Raw genomic sequence first — 15840 nt, 5'->3', positions numbered from 1 at the left:
CGGTCTTCACTTCAGTAAACCTCAATTCTACCCTGTCCTGCCCCAAGTTATCCACAGGCCGTACAAATATGTTTGAAGCCGCGCCGCTAAACGATTGACACGACACAAAAAATTTGCTGAAATGGTGGGCTTAACACGAATTTCTGTTGCCAGATCCCCGGGACATCGCCTTGGGGGTGGAAAGATTTCTGCGATTTCTGGCGGCTCTTTTTCTTTGGACACACCATGAAACGCACTTACCAACCCTCTGTTACCCGTCGCAAGCGTACCCACGGTTTCCGCGTTCGCATGAAGACCCGTGGCGGCCGCGCTGTTCTGAACGCACGTCGCGCCAAGGGTCGCAAGCGCCTGGCTGTATAAGCCATGACGGGATGCGTGGTTAGGGAGCCTCTGAACAAGTCCCCGCGCCGCGTGCCGTTGCGGATTCGGGCGGTCTGCCGCGTTGCAAATCCTCGCGATAGCCAAGCTATCGCTGCGGTTCACGCCTAGCATCCCATCCCGACCCGCAACGACCGCTTACCGCTCGACTTGCTCAGAGGCTCCCCGCGTCCCAAACTGCCTTGCGCATCATGCGTGCCTCCTTTCCAGCCACGGCTCGCTTGCATAGCCCCACCGAATACGCCCAGTCCCTCAAGGGGCAGCGCGTAGGTCGCGGGGCTTTGTTCGTGGTCACCCGCTCTCGCGCCGGGGCCGGCGAACGTCCCGACGACGGGGCGCGCCTGGGGCTCATCATTCCCAAGCGCTTCGCCGCCCGTGCCGTCACCCGCAACACGATCAAGCGCATCATCCGCGAGACCTTCCGCCACAAGCGCGCCCATCTGCCCGATGCCGACTACGTCTTCCGGCTGCACGGCAAGGTGCCGCTGGTCTCCCTGACCGCCCTCAAGCAGCTGGTGCGCGACGAAGCCGACACGCTGCTGTCCCGGGCCCGGTCATGATGCGCAGGCTGGCCTCGGCGCCGATCCGCTTCTACCAGTTCTTCCTGAGCCCCTGGATCGGAAGGAACTGCCGCTTCACCCCCAGCTGTTCCAACTATGCCTTGCAGGCCATCGACATTCACGGCCCCCTGAAAGGGCTGTGGCTGGGCGCTCGCCGCATCTGCCGCTGCAACCCCTGGTGCCAGGGCGGCCACGACCCCGTGCCGCCGCCTCACCCGGGCAACCGCAACACACCCTGACCCGTCCTGGCCGACGCCTTGTTTTTACGGACAAATCCCCTGTTTGCCGGCCAGCTACGTTAAACTGCTAAGCTTTTGCTCAGCTTTATAAATGTGATACAGGCGCTATGGATATCCGACGCACCATCCTTTGGATGATCTTCTCGTTTTCACTGCTGCTGCTGTGGAACAACTGGCAGGAATACAACGGCAAGCCTTCGCTGTTCGCTTCCAGTCCAGCCACCACGCAGACGCAGGCAGCTCCCGAGCCCGCCGCCGACGGCAGCGTGCCCGCCGGCCACCAGCCGACCGCCCCCGCCGCGCTGCCCGCGACCAACAGCGTCGTGTCCGCTTCGGCCCAGACCGTGGACATCACCACGGACGTCTACAAGCTCAGCTTCAGCACCGAAGGCGCCCAGCTGATCAAGGCCGAACTGCTCAAGTACGGCTCGCCCGAAGCGCCTGAGCAGCCCATGGTGCTGCTGGACAACTCCGCCGGCTCCACCTACCTGGCCCAGTCCGGCGTGGTCGGCGCCGCCGGCCAGAACCTGCCCAACCACCTGACGCCCTTCACCCTGGTGTCCACCGAGCGCGCCCTGACCGGCGACTCCCTGGACGTGGTCTTCGAAGCCACCTCCGGCGACGTCAAGGTCACCAAGACCTACACTCTGCACAAGGGCCGCTACGACATCCAGGTGCGCCACGACATCCAGAACCAGAGCGGCGCCGCGATCTCGCCCACGCTCTACCTGCAGCTGACCCGCGACGGCAACAATCCGCCCGATTCCTCGCGCCTGTACAGCACCTTCACCGGTCCCGTCGTGTATTCCAGCAACGACAAGTTCCAGAAGGTCACCTTCTCGGACATCGACAAGAACAAGGCCAGCTACGCCCGCGACGTGGACAACGGCTGGATCGGCATGGTGCAGCACTACTTCGCCACCGCCTGGGTGCCCGCCCAGGACGTCAAGCGCACCAACGAAGTCCTGAAGCTGGGCAACAACCTGTACGCCGTGCGCACGCTCGAACCCGTGGGCGCCATCGAGGCCGGCCAGAGCAAGGCCGTGGACGCCGCCCTGTGGGTCGGCCCCCAGGACCAGAAGGCCATGTCGCAACTGGCTACCGGCCTGGACCTGGTGGTGGACTACGGCTGGCTGACCATCATCGCCAAGCCGCTGTTCAAGCTGCTGACCTGGCTGCACGCCCTGCTGGGCAACTGGGGCTGGGCCATCGTCGCCCTGACCGTGCTGATCAAGCTGGTGTTCTTCCCGCTGTCGGCCGCCAGCTACCGCTCCATGGCCAAGATGAAGCAGTTCGCGCCGCGCATGCAGGCCCTGCGCGAGAAATTCGGCGACGACAAGGCCAAGCTGAACGCCGCCATGATGGAAATGTACCGCACGGAGAAGATCAATCCCCTGGGCGGCTGCCTGCCCATGCTGGTGCAGATTCCCGTGTTCATCGCCCTGTACTGGGTGCTGCTGGGCAGCGTGGAGATGCGCGGCGCCCCCTGGATCCTCTGGATCCACGATCTGGCCGCGCGCGATCCCTGGATGATCCTGCCCGCCATCATGATGGGCACCATGTTCCTGCAGATCAAGCTCAATCCCACCCCGCCTGATCCTATGCAGGCCAAGGTCATGATGCTGATGCCTCTGGTGTTCGGCGGCATGATGTTCTTCTTCCCGGCCGGCCTGGTGCTGTACTGGTGCGTGAACAACATCCTGTCCATCGCCCAGCAGCGCTACATCACCGTGCAGATCGAGAAAAAGAGCGCCAAGGCTGCCCATAGCTGATCCAGCCCGCGCCAGCCTGGAACCCCGCCGAACCGGCGGGGTTTTTTTTTCGCCGGACGCCTGAACGCCGAGCAGCCCCAGGCGGAAAGCGCCCCCTGGGAGGGCGCAGGCCGAAGCGCAGCGCGAGGGCATTTTTGTCCCGTGTGGATATCTCCGGGCTATGATCAGCCAGAGGTAGAGTTTGTAATAGCTAAAAACTATTTTTTCGCTTAGCTCATTCAATTTAACTAATTTCGGCAGGGCAGGTAGACTGGTTCCAACTTCTTAACACGACCCATACTCCGGGTCAGCTTCCACGGAGAATCGCCATGAGCAACAAAACCCTGACGACCGCTGCCGGCCGCCCGGTCGAGGAAAACCAGAACTCCATGACGGCCGGTCCGCGCGGACCGGTCCTGATGCAGGATTTCTGGCTGCTGGAAAAACTGGCCCACTTCGATCGCGAACGCATCCCCGAGCGTGTCGTGCACGCCAAGGGCTCGGGCGCCTTCGGCACCTTCACGGTCACCCACGACATCAGCCGCTACAGCATGGCCAAGGTCTTCAAGCCAGGCAGCAGCACCCCCGTTTTCTTACGTTTTTCCACCGTAGCCGGTGAAGCAGGAGCCGCAGATGCAGAACGCGACGTACGAGGATTCGCCATCAAGTTCTATACCGAAGAAGGAAACTGGGACCTGGTGGGCAATAACACTCCTGTCTTCTTTATACGGGATCCACTGAAGTTCCCCGACTTCATCCACACCCAGAAACGCGACCCGCGCACCCATATGCGCAACATGGCGGCGGCCTGGGACTTCTGGTCGCTCTCGCCCGAGTCCCTGCACCAGATCACCATCCTGATGAGCGATCGCGGCCTGCCGCGCAACCTGCGCCAGATGCACGGCTTCGGCTCGCACACCTACAGCCTGATCAACGACCAGGGCCAGCGCCACTGGGTGAAGTTCCACTTCAAGTCGCAGCAGGGCATCGCCAACTACACCAATGCCGAAGCCGCCGCCGTGGTGGGCCAGGACAGGGAAAGTTCGCAGCGCGACCTGTACGAGAACATCGAGAAAGGCAATTTCCCGCGCTGGTCGCTGCGCATCCAGGTGATGACCGAAGAGCAGGCGCGCAGCTACCACATCAATCCCTTCGACGTGACCAAGGTATGGCCGCACGGCGACTTCCCGCTGATCGACGTGGGCGTGCTGGAACTGAACGAGAACCCCAGCAACTATTTCGCGCAGGTGGAGCAGGCCGCCTTCACGCCGGCCAACCTCGTGCCCGGCATAGGCCATTCGCCCGACCGCATGCTGCAAGGCCGCATCTTCTCCTACGGCGACACCCAGCGCTACCGCCTGGGCGTGAACCACGGCCTGCTGCCGGTCAATGCGCCGCGCTGTCCCTTCCATCACAGCTACCATCGCGACGGCGCGATGCGCATGGGCGACAACCAGGGCGGCGCCATCAACTACGAACCCAACAGCCAGGGCCAATGGCAGCAGGCCCCGCGCACGGAACCGCCTCTGGCGCTGGACGGACAGGCCGCCGACCACTGGGACCACCGCGTGGACGACGATTACTACACGCAGCCGGGCAATCTGTTCCGCCTGTTCAATGATGAGGAAAAACAGCGCCTCTTCAGCAACATCGCGGACGCCATGGCCGGCGTGCCCAAGGAGATCATCGAGCGCCAGCTGGGCCACTTCCGCAAGGCGGATCCGGCCTACGGCGAGGGGGTCTATGCAGAGCTGAAAAAGCGTGGTACATTTCAAGTACAGTTTTAGCGAACTGGCTCCTTAGGGAGCATTAACCCCCCAACCGCAAGGTTGGGGGGTTTCTCTTTTCCGGGCCCCGGCGGCAAGCTGGCGCCAGCATGAAAAAACCCGGCCAAGGCCGAGTTTTTCGCGCTCAGACGCTGCGCATCACTGCTGCAGGTAGCCCGATTCCTTGATGATGGGGCCCCAGGTGTCCAGATCTTCCTGCACGGTGCGCGCCAGCTCCTGGCCGTCTCCCGAGGAAGGACGGAAGCCGATGGGCACGATGGCCTTTTCGATCTTGGGATTCTTGGCGACCTCGTTGAAGGCCTCCTGGAACTGCTTGACCAGCTCGGGCTCCATGCCCACGGGAGCGAAGATGCCCATCCAGCCCGAAGCCTCCAGGTTGCCGTAGCCCATTTCCACGAAGGTCGGCACATCCTTCAGGATGTCCAGGCGCTTGGGGCCGGTGATGCCCAGCACGAGCACCGAACCGGCCGCCACGTGCTCGGTGATCATGCCCACCGCATCGATGCCCGCGGGGATGTGGTCGCCCAGCAGGTCATTGATCAGCGGCGCGCCTCCCTTGTAAGGCACCGGCGTCATCTGGATGCCGTTCTTCTTGGCGATGCTGTAGCCCAGGAACTGGGGCGCGCTGCCCGGCGCGGGAATGCCGTAGTGGCCGTACTTCTCGGGCTCCTTGCGCACCAGCTCCACATATTCGGCCAGGGTATTAGCCGGCGTGGTCTTGCCCACCACGAAGATGTGCTCGAACTTGGCGATGACGGCCACAGGCAGGAAGTCCTTGACCGGATCATAGGTGACGGTCTTCACCGTCAGGGGCAGGGTGGTCATCATGTGATTGTTGGCCACCAGCAGAACCGAGCCGTCCACGGGCGAGCGTAGAAAGCCCTGGGCCGCCACCTGGCCGCCTGCGCCGGCGCGGTTGTCCACCACCACGTTCACGCCCAGCTTCTCGCGCAGTTGTTCGGCATAGACCCGCGCCACGGCGTCGGCCGTGCCGCCCGCCGGATAGCCCACCACCAGCCGGACCGTGTCCGGCAGCTTGGCCGCCATGGCCATGCCTGCCGCCAGGGCCAGCGAGGCCCCCGCCAGAACCTGCACCCATTTCATCTTCATCGCTCAGCTCCCCGGCGTCTTCATGACGCTTTTAAAGTTCAACCAAACGTCCATGCCCTTCCCGGGCATGGCGACTCAACAGTGCGGCGGCCGTCAGCACATCCTCGAAAGCCAGCCCCAATGACTTGAATATCGTGATCTCCTCGCGGTCCAGACGGCCCGGCGCCTGTCCTTCCAGGATGGCGCCCAGCTCGGTCAGCGGCGTATCGGCGCTCAGCCAGCCTTCCCGGCAGGCGTCCAGGAACTCTCCGGACTCGGTGCGGGTGGACTGGACCCGATCCACGAACAGGCGGCCCGCCGCCATGGTCGGGCCGTCCAGCTCGCGGCTGGCCGGCGTGCTCGATCCCATGGCCGTCACATGCGTGCCCGGCCGCAGCCAGTCGCGCTGCAGCACGGGCGTGGCCGAACTGGTGGCGGTCAAGACCAGATCGGATTGTGCCACGGCCTGCTCGGGCGCCACATCCGCAAACAGGGGGCAAGCAATATAAGGCTGGGCCTCTTGCATAAAATGACGAGCCGACTCCGGCGATCGCGTCACCACGAACACCTTGCTCAAGGCGCGCACCTGGGCGACGGCGCGCAATTGCCACAAGGCCTGGTGGCCGCCGCCGAACAGCGTCAGCACGCTCGCATCGGGCCTGGCCAGCAGGTCCGTGGCCAGGCCGGTCACCGCCGCCGTGCGCAGGGCGGTGACGCTGCTGGCGTCCAGGATGGCGCGCGTCTCGCCCGTGCGGGCGCTCATGAGCAGCACGCAGCCCTGGTGCGGGTCCTTGCCCAGACGCACATTGTCCGGAAACAGCGTGCCCATCTTGGCGCCGTACAGGGGCTCGGGGTAGATCTCGGGCAGGTCGACGCAGGCGGGCATCATGCCCAGGAAGCCCGCCGCCAGCGGACTGCGCACGATGGTGCGCAGCGGCTGGTCGATCCGCCCCTGCTGCAAGGCGGCAAAACCATGGCGCATCAATTCAATGGCCGCGCCCAGCTCCAGGCCGCCAAACACCTCGTCGGCGTTGGCCACATACACGGAATGGTCCATGGATCACCCCCGCGCCAGCGGCGTGGTGATGTGGCGAACATAGGTGTCCGTATCCGTGTTGGAACCGCAGAACAGCACGCCCACGCGCTGGCCCGCCAGCCGGTCGCGCAAGGGATGCATCAAGGCGGCGGTGGCCACGGCGCAGGCCGGCTCGGTGGCCATCTTGAACTCCTCGAACAGGAAATGCATGGCCGAACGGATCTGGTCCTCGGTCACCGTCTCCAGGGCATCGATATTATCCTGGCAGATGCGGAAGCTGAATTCATCGGTGTGCGGCGCCATCAGGCTGTCGGCGATGGACTGCATGGCGCCGATCTTCTGCGGCTGTCCCGCCGCGCGGCTGAGCGCCATGACGTTGGCGCCCGCGGGCTCGATGCCGTAGACCACGCAGTCGGGCTGCCACAGCTTCACCGCGGCCGACACGCCGGCCGCCAGGCCGCCTCCGCCGATGGGCACCAGCACCGCGTCCAGCTTGCCGGCCTGCTGCAGCCATTCATGGCCCAGCGTGGCCGTGCCCATGACGGTGGGGTAGGAGCTGAACGGGTGGATGAAGCTCATCTGTTCGTCGCGTTCGATCTGGCGCACCAGCTCGAAGGCCTGCTCGCCATTGTCGGCGAACACGATGTCCGCGCCGAACTGGCGGCACAGGGCCACGCGGGCCGGGCTGGCCGTGCTGATCATGACGGTCTTGGCCCTGACGCCCATTTCATGGGCCGCGTAGGCCACGGCCACGGCGTGGTTGCCGGCGGACACGCAGGTCACGCCCCGGCGGCGCTGTTCCTCGGACAGGCTGAGCAGATTGTTGAAGGCGCCGCGCACCTTGAAGGTGCCCGAGCGCTGCAGGTGTTCGAACTTGAAATTGACCGAACTGTCCAGGCGCCGGCTGTCGTAGTCGAACACCGGCGTCTGGCGCACGTAGGGGCGCAGGCGCTCATGCGCCCGCGCCACATTTTCCTGGGTAACTTTTTCTTGTGTCATGGTTGTATCTCTGAAACCAGCCTCTGCGGGCTGTCAGGGCCGGACGGCCTGGGTGCGGATCAAGGCCCGCAGAAACTGCTCGCACTGCTCGATCTGGACCAGCTCCACGTACTCGTCCGGACGATGTGCCTGCTCGATATTGCCCGGACCGCAGATGATGGACGGCACGCCGGCGCGCTGGAACAGGCCCGCCTCGGTGCCGTAGGCCACCTTGCGCACGGTGTCGTCGCGCGTCAGCTCGCGCACCAGCTTGGTGATGGCAGCGTGTTCCTCGGGGTTCAGGCCGGGAGCGCTGGCCAGCTTCTCCAGCTCCACGGCGGCGTTGGGATGCTCGCGGCGCATGGCGGGCAGCACCTGGCCTTCGATGAATTCACGGATCTCCTGCAAGATGGGCTCGGGATCGACGCCGGGCAGGTTGCGATACTCGAATTCGAACTCGCACAGGTCCGGCACGGTATTCAGGGCGATGCCGCCGCGAATCATGCTGGTCTGCAAAGTGGTGAAGGGCACGTCGAAATCGTGGTCGTAGGGGCCCAGGCTTTTGTAGTCGTCGGCCAGCTCGCGAATGGCCGTGATGATGCGCGCCGCGTATTCGATGGCGTTCAGGCCCTTGGGCGTCAGCGAAGAGTGCGCCGCATGGCCGTGCACCCGGCAACGGTAGGCATTGATGCCCTTGTGCGCCACGATGGTGCGCATGCTGGTGGGTTCGCCCACCACGCAGCCATCGGGATTCACGCCGCGGCGCACCAGATCGTCGATCATGACCGGGGCGCCCACGCAACCGACTTCTTCGTCGTAGGAATAGGCCAGATGAATGGGATGTGCCAGCGGGGTGGACAGCATCTCAGGCACCAGTTGCAGGGTCACCCCCACGAACCCTTTCATATCGCAGGCCCCGCGGCCGTACAGGCGGCCGTCGCGCACTTCGGGCTTGAAGGGATCGCTGGTCCAGTTCTGGCCGTCCACGGGCACCACGTCGGTGTGGCCGGAGAGCACGATGCCGCCCGTGCGGCGGCCATCGGCCGCGGGAATGGTGGCGAACAGATTGGCCTTGCGTCCGCTCGGGTCGTGCGTCAGCACCGTCTCCAGGCCCTGCAGGTGCAAATAGGTTTGCACATCATGGATCAGGCCAAGATTAGATTCACGGCTTGTCGTATCATAAGCAATCAGCTTTTTGATCCAATCGACCGAGCTGGAGGGATAAACAGTAGGATCAAACAACGCAGTCATGCCTTTTTTCTCCTGACGTAAACCTTATATCTTACATACGATAGGACAGAGTTTTCGTATAAGAAAATTAATAATATCTATAAAACCAGTATCCTTTATTCTAATAGGTTATGACAAAAGATTCGGCAAGCACCGCGCCCAACCTGTTGAGCAAAACGGCGATGGGGGCGCGCATCCGCGATGAACGCAAGCGACAGGGCTTGACCCTGTTGATGCTGGCTCGCCTGTCCAATGTCTCCCTGTCCACGCTGTCCAAGGCCGAACGCGGCCTGATCGGCTTGAGCTACGAAAAATTCCTGGCCGTCAGCCGCGCCCTGAAGATGGATCTGTCCGATCTGTTCAAAACGCCGCGCGACCAGAAGGAATCCGGCCTGGACATCCTGGTGGGGCGCGCCTCGCGCACCGTCACCTATCACGCCCATCGCTATGAGTATGGCATGCTGGCGTCCGAATGGATCAACAAGAAGATGATCCCCATGCACGGCCGCGTGCTGGCCGGTCAGCCGCGCGACGCCAGCGACTTCAGCCAGCACCAGGGCGAGGAATTCATCTTCGTGATCGACGGCCAACTGACCATGCAGTTCCAGGACGGACGGCGCCACGTGCTGCAGGCGCGCGACAGCATCTACTTCGACAGCAACCTGGGCCACATCTACCTGTGCGAGCACGGCGAGAGCGTGGAAATCCTGGTGGTCTGCGTCAACGACAGCTGAACTGACCTGCTGCCAGGCTGGCTTCCGTTTCCACGCAGCGGCGTTCTGAACACCGCCGTCACGGCCGAACAGGCCACGCGCAGGTCTGCCCGTCTGACGTGGTTCAAGACGGTTTCGCCTCTACGCCGACCTGCGCTGCGGTCGGCATTGCGTCAAGGCCATGCATGGCGACGCGACGGCCGCACATTCAAGGATGCGCCTGTGCGCCTCCATTACAATAGGCGCATTCCGCCAATTCCGTTTCCCCGATATGTCCAGTTCCTCTCCCATCGCGGCCATTGCCACCGCCCCCGGCCGGGGCGGCATCGGTGTCGTGCGCGTCTCCGGCAAGGAGCTCGCTCCCCTGGTGCAGACCCTGTTCGGCCGCGAACTGCAACCGCGCCATGCGCATTTCCTGCCCTTCAGGGACGCCCAGGGCCAGACCATCGACGAAGGCATTGCGTTGTTCTTCAAGGGCCCGCATTCCTATACGGGCGAAGACGTGCTGGAACTGCAGGGCCACGGCGGACCGGCGGTGCTGCGCCGCGTGCTGGACCGCTGCCTGCAGGCCGGCAGGGAACTGGGCCTGCGCCTGGCCGAGCCGGGCGAATTCACCCAGCGCGCCTTCCTGAACGATCGCATGGACCTGGCCCAGGCCGAGGCGGTGGCCGACCTGATCGACGCCTCCTCGGAGGCTGCCGCGCGCAGCGCCGTGGCCTCGCTGTCGGGCGTGTTCTCCGACAACATCAATGCCTTGGCCGATCGCATCATCCACCTGCGCATGCTGGTGGAAGCCACCCTGGACTTTCCAGAGGAAGAAATCGACTTCCTGGAGAAATACCAGGCCGCGCAGACGCTGCAAGGCATACAGGACGAACTGGACCGCATCCTGCAGCAGTCGCGCCAGGGCGCCATCCTGCGTGAAGGCCTGCACGTGGTGCTGGCCGGCCAGCCCAATGTGGGCAAGTCCAGCCTGCTCAACGCCCTGGCCGGCGAAGAGGTGGCCATCGTCACCGACATCGCCGGCACCACGCGCGACCGCGTCATGCAGTTGATCCACATCGAAGGCATCCCGCTGCACATCGTGGACACGGCCGGCCTGCGTGAAACAGAGGATACGGTCGAGCGCATCGGCATCGCCCGCACGTGGGACGAGATCGCCAAGGCCAACGTCATCGTGCACCTGCTGGACGCCCGCCAGCCCCAGGACAGCCTGGACGGCGCCATCACCGAACGTCTGCCCGCGCACGTGCCCGTGCTGCGCGTCTACAACAAGATCGACCTGCTCACACCCGAACAACAGGCCGCCTTGCCCGCCCAGGAAAACGGCGCCACCGTGCTGCCCATCTCCGCCCGCCGCAAACAGGGTCTGGACGAGTTGCGCCGCACGCTGCTGGACATCGCGGGCTGGAACCCCGGCAGCGAATCCCCCTGGCTGGCGCGCGAGCGCCACCTGCGCGCCCTGGAGCGCGCGGACCGCCACCTGGGCCTGGCCGCCGAACACGCCGCTCACAGCGACCAGGTCCTGGACCTGTTCGCCGAAGAACTGCGCCTGGCCCACCTGGACCTGTGCTCTATTACAGGCGAATTCAGCAGCGACGATCTGCTGGGGGAGATTTTCTCTAGTTTCTGCATCGGGAAGTGAAGCACCCCAAGCGGAGGCTGTCGGCGCATGGGTTCATGCCGCTCGAACGTGGGGCACGCGTACGTTGCCTGCGAGGACGACGAGCCAGAATGGACGCAGACGGGGCTTTCTTGCAGGCATCGTCAAAAAAGCAGCGCCCGGCGCTCCAATGCGGCGGGCGGCGGGCGATATCCTGGACGCCGCCTCGCCATGGAGGTACGGCGGCGCCTTGGATGCGACCACCTCCGTATTAACCCGCAAAATAGTCATGGATTGTTCAGCATAGTCGAACAGCCCGCCCGGCCGGCGCTATGCTGAGGGCTCCATCATCTCCCGCGGGAGGACGTCATGCTGAAACTGCGCGAATGGCTCATGCTGGCGGCCTTGTCGGGCGCCATGGCGTCGTCCTTGGCCCAGGACGCGGAGCCCGCCGGCCTGCAGGCGGAACGGCGCTCGATTTCCTCCCTGTCGGTGGCGCAATGCCTGGACGCGGTACGCCGCACGGCCGCCGACGAAGGCTACCTGCAGCACACGGAGCCGAACGATCCTGATCAACTGGGCATCTACATCGGCGGCGCGCCCATCGGCGGCGGTTCTCTGGTGGTCTACTGCATAGGGCTGGATCGGGCCACGGCCTACATCATCCAGGCCCGAAGCGCCGATTCGGCCATTCTGGCCGCGCCCCGGCAACTCAGCGACAAGATCGCCCAGGCATTGACGGTGACGAGGCTGCGTTAAGCCGCCCACCAGGCCAAGGCTTGTCTCTAAGGCCTGTTTATTTGATCAACAGGCCAGTCCTCCACACGCGCTCAGCACGCAGATCCGGATACCAACCGCGCTGCTCCAGTCTGTGTCGCCAGGCCGCGAACCACACTTCCATTCAAGTCATCCGGTGACATTGCTGTCAATATCCGTAAGGCCTGCGCACTGGTTCGACAACCCCACGTAAACGCCTCCAGCTGCGCACATGAAACGCAGCGCTGCGCCGCTCTCCAAATCCGCTTACTGAAGTAGATACCGGCAGTGCCGAGGGTGTTACTTTTTTTTCGTCCTGATTGCAACTATTTACTCTTTACTGTTACCCATTCTCAACCTACCGCCATCTTACATTAGACGCTGTAACAAGGAGTTCGCCATCATGGACGTCAAGATCAAGGCCATAATAAGCGTTACAATACTTGCGTGCAGCACGATTAATGCCCACGCCTACCAAGCCGAAATCATCTACAACAAGAAGGGCGAAGCGGCCTTCGAAGTTCGCATCTACAACCCGGGCGACGGGACTTACGACATCGGCAACATAGCCAATCGTGAATCCACCTTCAATTTCGATGAAAATGGGCGCCGGAAAGTACGCGCGGCACTCGAGCGCTGGGCGGAAATCCTGACCCTGCAGCCCGGCTACCGGCCGGCCATCATCAACCTGGGCACATACAGCGCTGCCAACGCCAGTGCTTACAGCATTGATTTTGGAGATAAGGACAACCCGGACAGTCCCGCCGTCACTGCTTTGCAAGCAGCGCTGACGAATCAGCTGAACGAGAGCGAGTTCTATCAGGCGCAGGCGGTGATCAACGTGGGCACGCTGCCGTTCGACAGCGCACCCGTCACCCCCAGCCAACTTCCCCTGACCGGCCAGTTTGACTACGCCGCCACCATGTTCCACGAACTAGGCCATGCGCTGGGCATTGTGAACAGAACCTTTGAATTGTTCGGCCCAGGCAGCGCCACGCCTTACTTCTACTCTTATCTGAACCGCTGGTCAGCGGGCCTGCGCGACGACAACGGCAACCCGGCCAGGCCCCTCCAGGCCATACTCTGCGTTCCCTGCAACAACCCCTACGACCCCAACGCGTTCGACCTGCGCAAGGACCAGGGCTACTTCACGGGCTCGCACGTGCAGGACGTGCTCGACGGCGCCATGCCCGGCATCCCCGTCAGCATCCTGATCAACCATGACGATCCGCAAGCAGGCGCAGACAACAATTACATGAGTCACATCGAGCTGCGCAACAGCCTGATGAGCCACCAGCCCTATCGCAATTACACGAACCTCATGGAGGCGGAGATCGCCGCCCTGCAGGACTTGGGCCTGCACATCGACCGCAAAAACTTCTTCGGCTATTCGGTCTACGGCAACGACGTCACGCTGACCAATACCCGCGGCTTCTTTGCCCGCAATGCAAGCGGCACCGCCTACCTGCCCGGCCAGTACAACCAGGCCACCCAGGGCCTGGGCCTGCACATCTACGGCGAGCGCAACACCATCACCCAGGCCGCCGACCTGCTCAGCGCCGGCCCCGGCGGGGTGGGCGTGCGCGTGGACGGCAGCGAGAACACGCTCATCATCCCCCAGGCCACCCGCATCCATGCCCAGGGCTGGTACGGCCGCGGCCTGCAGTTCAGCTACGGGCGCCACCACACTATCGTGCAGCAGGGCGAGGTGCGCGCCGACGGACGAGACGGCGTAGGCGCCCTGTTCGACTTCGGACACAATTCCTCGGGCGACGAAGCCGACTACCGCGGCTCCTGGCTGTGGAGAGTCAAGGGCGACCAGTACCTGCCCCCTCCCGAGATCCTGCAAGGCGCGCTGGTCAGCCATTACGATCTGTCCGGCCCGCTCTCGGGTAAAAAAGCAGCCATCCAGATCGCTGACAACGCCTGGGTGCGGAACATCAACATCATGCAGGGCGCCAGCATTCAAGGCGACATCCTGTCCCGTTACTCCTCGCGCGATGCAGACGGCGAACTGCGCCTGACTCGCCTGAGCTTCGGCCAGAAGGCCGACGCCCAGGGACGCGCCACCCCGCAGGCCGATCCTGACTTTCGCCTGTACTACGAGAGCAACATCCAGGGCGGCGACAACCTGGCCGTGGTCGTTGCCGGCGGAGCGGCCTCGCTCAACGGCAACCACGTGCTCTACGGCCTGCGCGTGGACCCCGGCGCCACCCTGGGCGGCCACAGCTCTTATGCCATCCATCCCGAGAGCAGCTTCACCAATCATGGCACCCTCAGCCCCGGCAACTCGTTCGGCCAGATGAGTATCAACGGCCGCTTCGTCCAGGGCCCCGAAGGCCGCATTGTGATCGACGCCAATACGCAACAGCACGACCGCATCGAAGTGAACGGCTTGGCGGAATTGGCCGGCGAGCTCAACGTCCAACTGCAACCCGATTGGTACGCGCACGGCTGGTCAATAAGCCAAGATACTGTGTTCCAGGCCACCCAAACCCAAGGCGGCTTCGATCGGTTCAGCGCCACTCTGGCTTCGCCTACGCTGAGCGTACAAGCGGCCCATGGCCTATGGTCCGTCAAGCGCAGTCCCACCGCCTATACCCACTACGCCGCCACCCCCAACGCGGCTGCGGTGGGCCGCAGCCTGGAACAAGCGTCCACCGAAGCCCAACGCCCGCTGGCCTCGGCCTACCAGGCGCTGGACTTCTCCCGCCCTGACGGCAGCGACATCAGCAACGCCCTGGACCAGCTCAGCGCCGGCGCCTACGGCGCACAGTTGGCCGCCAGCCTGCGCCGCGAACAACTGGTCTCCGAACAACTGCGCCAGCGCCCCGGCCTGGGCAAGGACGGCTGGCAATCCTTCATCCAGCCCTTCGGCGGCAACTACCGCTGGCAACTGGGCGGCAATGACGTGGACCACCGCAGCCACACCTATGGCGTGCTGTTCGGCGCCGAGCACCGCGCCGCGGGCAGCGACTGGAGCCTGGGCCTGCACGCCACCGCCAACGAACAGCGCCTGAACATGGACAGCCCCTTCCAGGCCAAGAGCACGCTGACCGGCCTGGGCGCGGGCCTGCACGCCCTGTACCGCGCCGACGCGCGCCAAGGCTGGAGCGGCGTGGCCCAAGTGCGCGCCGGGCTGGAGCAGGGCAAGCTGAGCCGGCGCATCGATTTTGCCGGCTACCAGGCCAGCCCCTCGTCCGACTGGACCGGGCATACCCTGGCCGCGGGCATCCAGGCTGCCTACAACTGGCCGCTGGGCGAGGCGGGCCGCATCGGCCCGGTGCTGGCGCTGGACTACCTGCGCTACAGCCGTCCCGGCTTGAGCGAAGAGGGGGAGGCCGCCAGCCGCCTGCGCCTGGATTCCTCGCACGCCGAGGCCCTGCAGGCCTCCTTGGGCCTGGCCGCGCGCCAGAGCTGGGAACTGAAGCAGGGCCGGCGCCTGCAGGCCGACGTGTCCGCCGCCTGGGAGCAGGCGCTGCTGGGCCGCCGCCAGACCCAGCACGCGCGGTTCGACGCTTCTGCACAGACGGGCTTCGAGGGGCGCTACGTCCGGGTCGACCGCCAGGCGCTGGCGCTGCGCGCCGGGCTGACGCTGCACGCTTCCGAGCGCCTGCGCCTGGGCCTGACGGCCGGTACCCGCCTGCTGGGCGAGAGCCGGGCGGACATCAGCGGCAACGTATCGCTGAACTGGGCCTTTTAAATCATCTGACTTGCAAC

General features: G+C 64.2%; 13 protein-coding genes. 9 read left to right on the top strand and 4 right to left on the bottom strand.

Annotation, left to right across the window (positions count from 1 at the left end):
- Window positions 1–225 precede the first annotated feature (225 nt).
- From rpmH to ACF3ND_RS18210, 5 genes are all read left to right on the top strand, one after another.
- Window positions 226–360, top strand: a complete 135-nt coding sequence (gene rpmH / locus ACF3ND_RS18230; protein WP_003800771.1) for a 50S ribosomal protein L34 — start codon at window positions 226–228, stop codon at window positions 358–360.
- Window positions 361–569: 209 nt separating this feature from the next.
- Window positions 570–938 (top strand): ribonuclease P protein component, encoded by a 369-nt coding sequence (locus tag ACF3ND_RS18225; RefSeq protein WP_394063023.1) that lies wholly within the window; start codon window positions 570–572, stop codon window positions 936–938.
- Complete coding sequence (gene yidD / locus ACF3ND_RS18220) at window positions 935–1177, top strand: membrane protein insertion efficiency factor YidD (protein ID WP_394063021.1); 243 nt, start codon at window positions 935–937, stop codon at window positions 1175–1177. The genes ACF3ND_RS18225 and yidD overlap by 4 nt, the downstream gene beginning before the upstream one ends.
- 107 nt (window positions 1178–1284) lie before the next feature.
- The gene (gene yidC, locus ACF3ND_RS18215) at window positions 1285–2949 is read left to right on the top strand and encodes a membrane protein insertase YidC (RefSeq protein ID WP_394063019.1); all 1665 of its coding nucleotides are present in this window, start codon (window positions 1285–1287) and stop codon (window positions 2947–2949) included.
- Window positions 2950–3257: 308 nt separating this feature from the next.
- Window positions 3258–4715 (top strand): catalase, encoded by a 1458-nt coding sequence (locus ACF3ND_RS18210; protein ID WP_394063017.1) that lies wholly within the window; start codon window positions 3258–3260, stop codon window positions 4713–4715.
- A 138-nt stretch (window positions 4716–4853) separates the two neighbouring features.
- On the opposite strand, the gene ACF3ND_RS18205 is transcribed toward ACF3ND_RS18210, so the two are convergent.
- Genes ACF3ND_RS18205 through argE form a run of 4 tightly spaced genes read right to left on the bottom strand, consistent with a single transcriptional unit; the run spans window position 4854 to window position 9069 of the window.
- Window positions 4854–5825 carry a tripartite tricarboxylate transporter substrate-binding protein gene (locus ACF3ND_RS18205; RefSeq protein WP_394063015.1) on the bottom strand — a complete coding sequence of 324 codons (972 nt, stop codon included), beginning with the start codon at window positions 5823–5825 and terminating at the stop codon, window positions 4854–4856.
- Window positions 5826–5856: 31 nt separating this feature from the next.
- Window positions 5857–6861 (bottom strand): ornithine cyclodeaminase family protein, encoded by a 1005-nt coding sequence (locus ACF3ND_RS18200; RefSeq protein ID WP_394063013.1) that lies wholly within the window; start codon window positions 6859–6861, stop codon window positions 5857–5859.
- Between the two features lie 3 nt (window positions 6862–6864).
- Window positions 6865–7839, bottom strand: a complete 975-nt coding sequence (locus tag ACF3ND_RS18195) for a threonine/serine dehydratase (RefSeq protein WP_394063011.1) — start codon at window positions 7837–7839, stop codon at window positions 6865–6867.
- Between the two features lie 33 nt (window positions 7840–7872).
- Window positions 7873–9069 (bottom strand): acetylornithine deacetylase, encoded by a 1197-nt coding sequence (argE, locus tag ACF3ND_RS18190; RefSeq protein WP_394063009.1) that lies wholly within the window; start codon window positions 9067–9069, stop codon window positions 7873–7875.
- A gap of 110 nt (window positions 9070–9179) precedes the next feature.
- On the opposite strand from argE, the gene ACF3ND_RS18185 reads away from it, so the two are divergent.
- The 4 genes from ACF3ND_RS18185 to ACF3ND_RS18170 all read left to right on the top strand — a co-directional run bounded on the left by ACF3ND_RS18185 (window position 9180) and on the right by ACF3ND_RS18170 (window position 15823).
- Complete coding sequence (locus tag ACF3ND_RS18185) at window positions 9180–9782, top strand: helix-turn-helix domain-containing protein (protein ID WP_394063007.1); 603 nt, start codon at window positions 9180–9182, stop codon at window positions 9780–9782.
- Between the two features lie 250 nt (window positions 9783–10032).
- A complete protein-coding gene (gene mnmE, locus ACF3ND_RS18180) occupies window positions 10033–11406 on the top strand; it encodes a tRNA uridine-5-carboxymethylaminomethyl(34) synthesis GTPase MnmE (protein ID WP_394063005.1) in 1374 nt (457 codons plus the stop codon).
- A 327-nt stretch (window positions 11407–11733) separates the two neighbouring features.
- Window positions 11734–12123, top strand: coding sequence for a DUF6180 family protein (locus ACF3ND_RS18175; RefSeq protein ID WP_394063003.1), 390 nt, complete (start codon window positions 11734–11736; stop codon window positions 12121–12123).
- 400 nt (window positions 12124–12523) lie between these two features.
- Window positions 12524–15823, top strand: a complete 3300-nt coding sequence (locus tag ACF3ND_RS18170; protein WP_394063001.1) for an autotransporter domain-containing protein — start codon at window positions 12524–12526, stop codon at window positions 15821–15823.
- The last annotated feature ends 17 nt before the right edge of the window (window positions 15824–15840 follow it).

The sequence above is a fragment of the Alcaligenes sp. WGS1538 genome (genome assembly GCF_043187505.1).
Classification (GTDB): Bacteria; Pseudomonadota; Gammaproteobacteria; order Burkholderiales; family Burkholderiaceae_B; genus Alcaligenes.
This window is presented reverse-complemented; position numbering and strand designations above follow the sequence as displayed.

Bases quoted from the DNA above. Each gene is read 5' to 3' on its own strand.
- ACF3ND_RS18225 (WP_394063023.1), top strand. From the start codon at position 570: ATGCGTGCCTCCTTTCCAGCCACGGCTCGCTTGCATAGCCCCACCGAA.
- ACF3ND_RS18200 (WP_394063013.1), bottom strand. From the start codon at position 6,861: ATGGACCATTCCGTGTATGTGGCCAACGCCGACGAGGTGTTTGGCGGC.
- ACF3ND_RS18185 (WP_394063007.1), top strand. From the start codon at position 9,180: ATGACAAAAGATTCGGCAAGCACCGCGCCCAACCTGTTGAGCAAAACG.
- ACF3ND_RS18195 (WP_394063011.1), bottom strand. From the start codon at position 7,839: ATGACACAAGAAAAAGTTACCCAGGAAAATGTGGCGCGGGCGCATGAG.
- ACF3ND_RS18175 (WP_394063003.1), top strand. From the start codon at position 11,734: ATGCTGAAACTGCGCGAATGGCTCATGCTGGCGGCCTTGTCGGGCGCC.
- ACF3ND_RS18205 (WP_394063015.1), bottom strand. From the start codon at position 5,825: ATGAAGATGAAATGGGTGCAGGTTCTGGCGGGGGCCTCGCTGGCCCTG.
- yidD (WP_394063021.1), top strand. From the start codon at position 935: ATGATGCGCAGGCTGGCCTCGGCGCCGATCCGCTTCTACCAGTTCTTC.
- argE (WP_394063009.1), bottom strand. From the start codon at position 9,069: ATGACTGCGTTGTTTGATCCTACTGTTTATCCCTCCAGCTCGGTCGAT.
- rpmH (WP_003800771.1), top strand. From the start codon at position 226: ATGAAACGCACTTACCAACCCTCTGTTACCCGTCGCAAGCGTACCCAC.
- ACF3ND_RS18210 (WP_394063017.1), top strand. From the start codon at position 3,258: ATGAGCAACAAAACCCTGACGACCGCTGCCGGCCGCCCGGTCGAGGAA.
- ACF3ND_RS18170 (WP_394063001.1), top strand. From the start codon at position 12,524: ATGGACGTCAAGATCAAGGCCATAATAAGCGTTACAATACTTGCGTGC.
- mnmE (WP_394063005.1), top strand. From the start codon at position 10,033: ATGTCCAGTTCCTCTCCCATCGCGGCCATTGCCACCGCCCCCGGCCGG.
- yidC (WP_394063019.1), top strand. From the start codon at position 1,285: ATGGATATCCGACGCACCATCCTTTGGATGATCTTCTCGTTTTCACTG.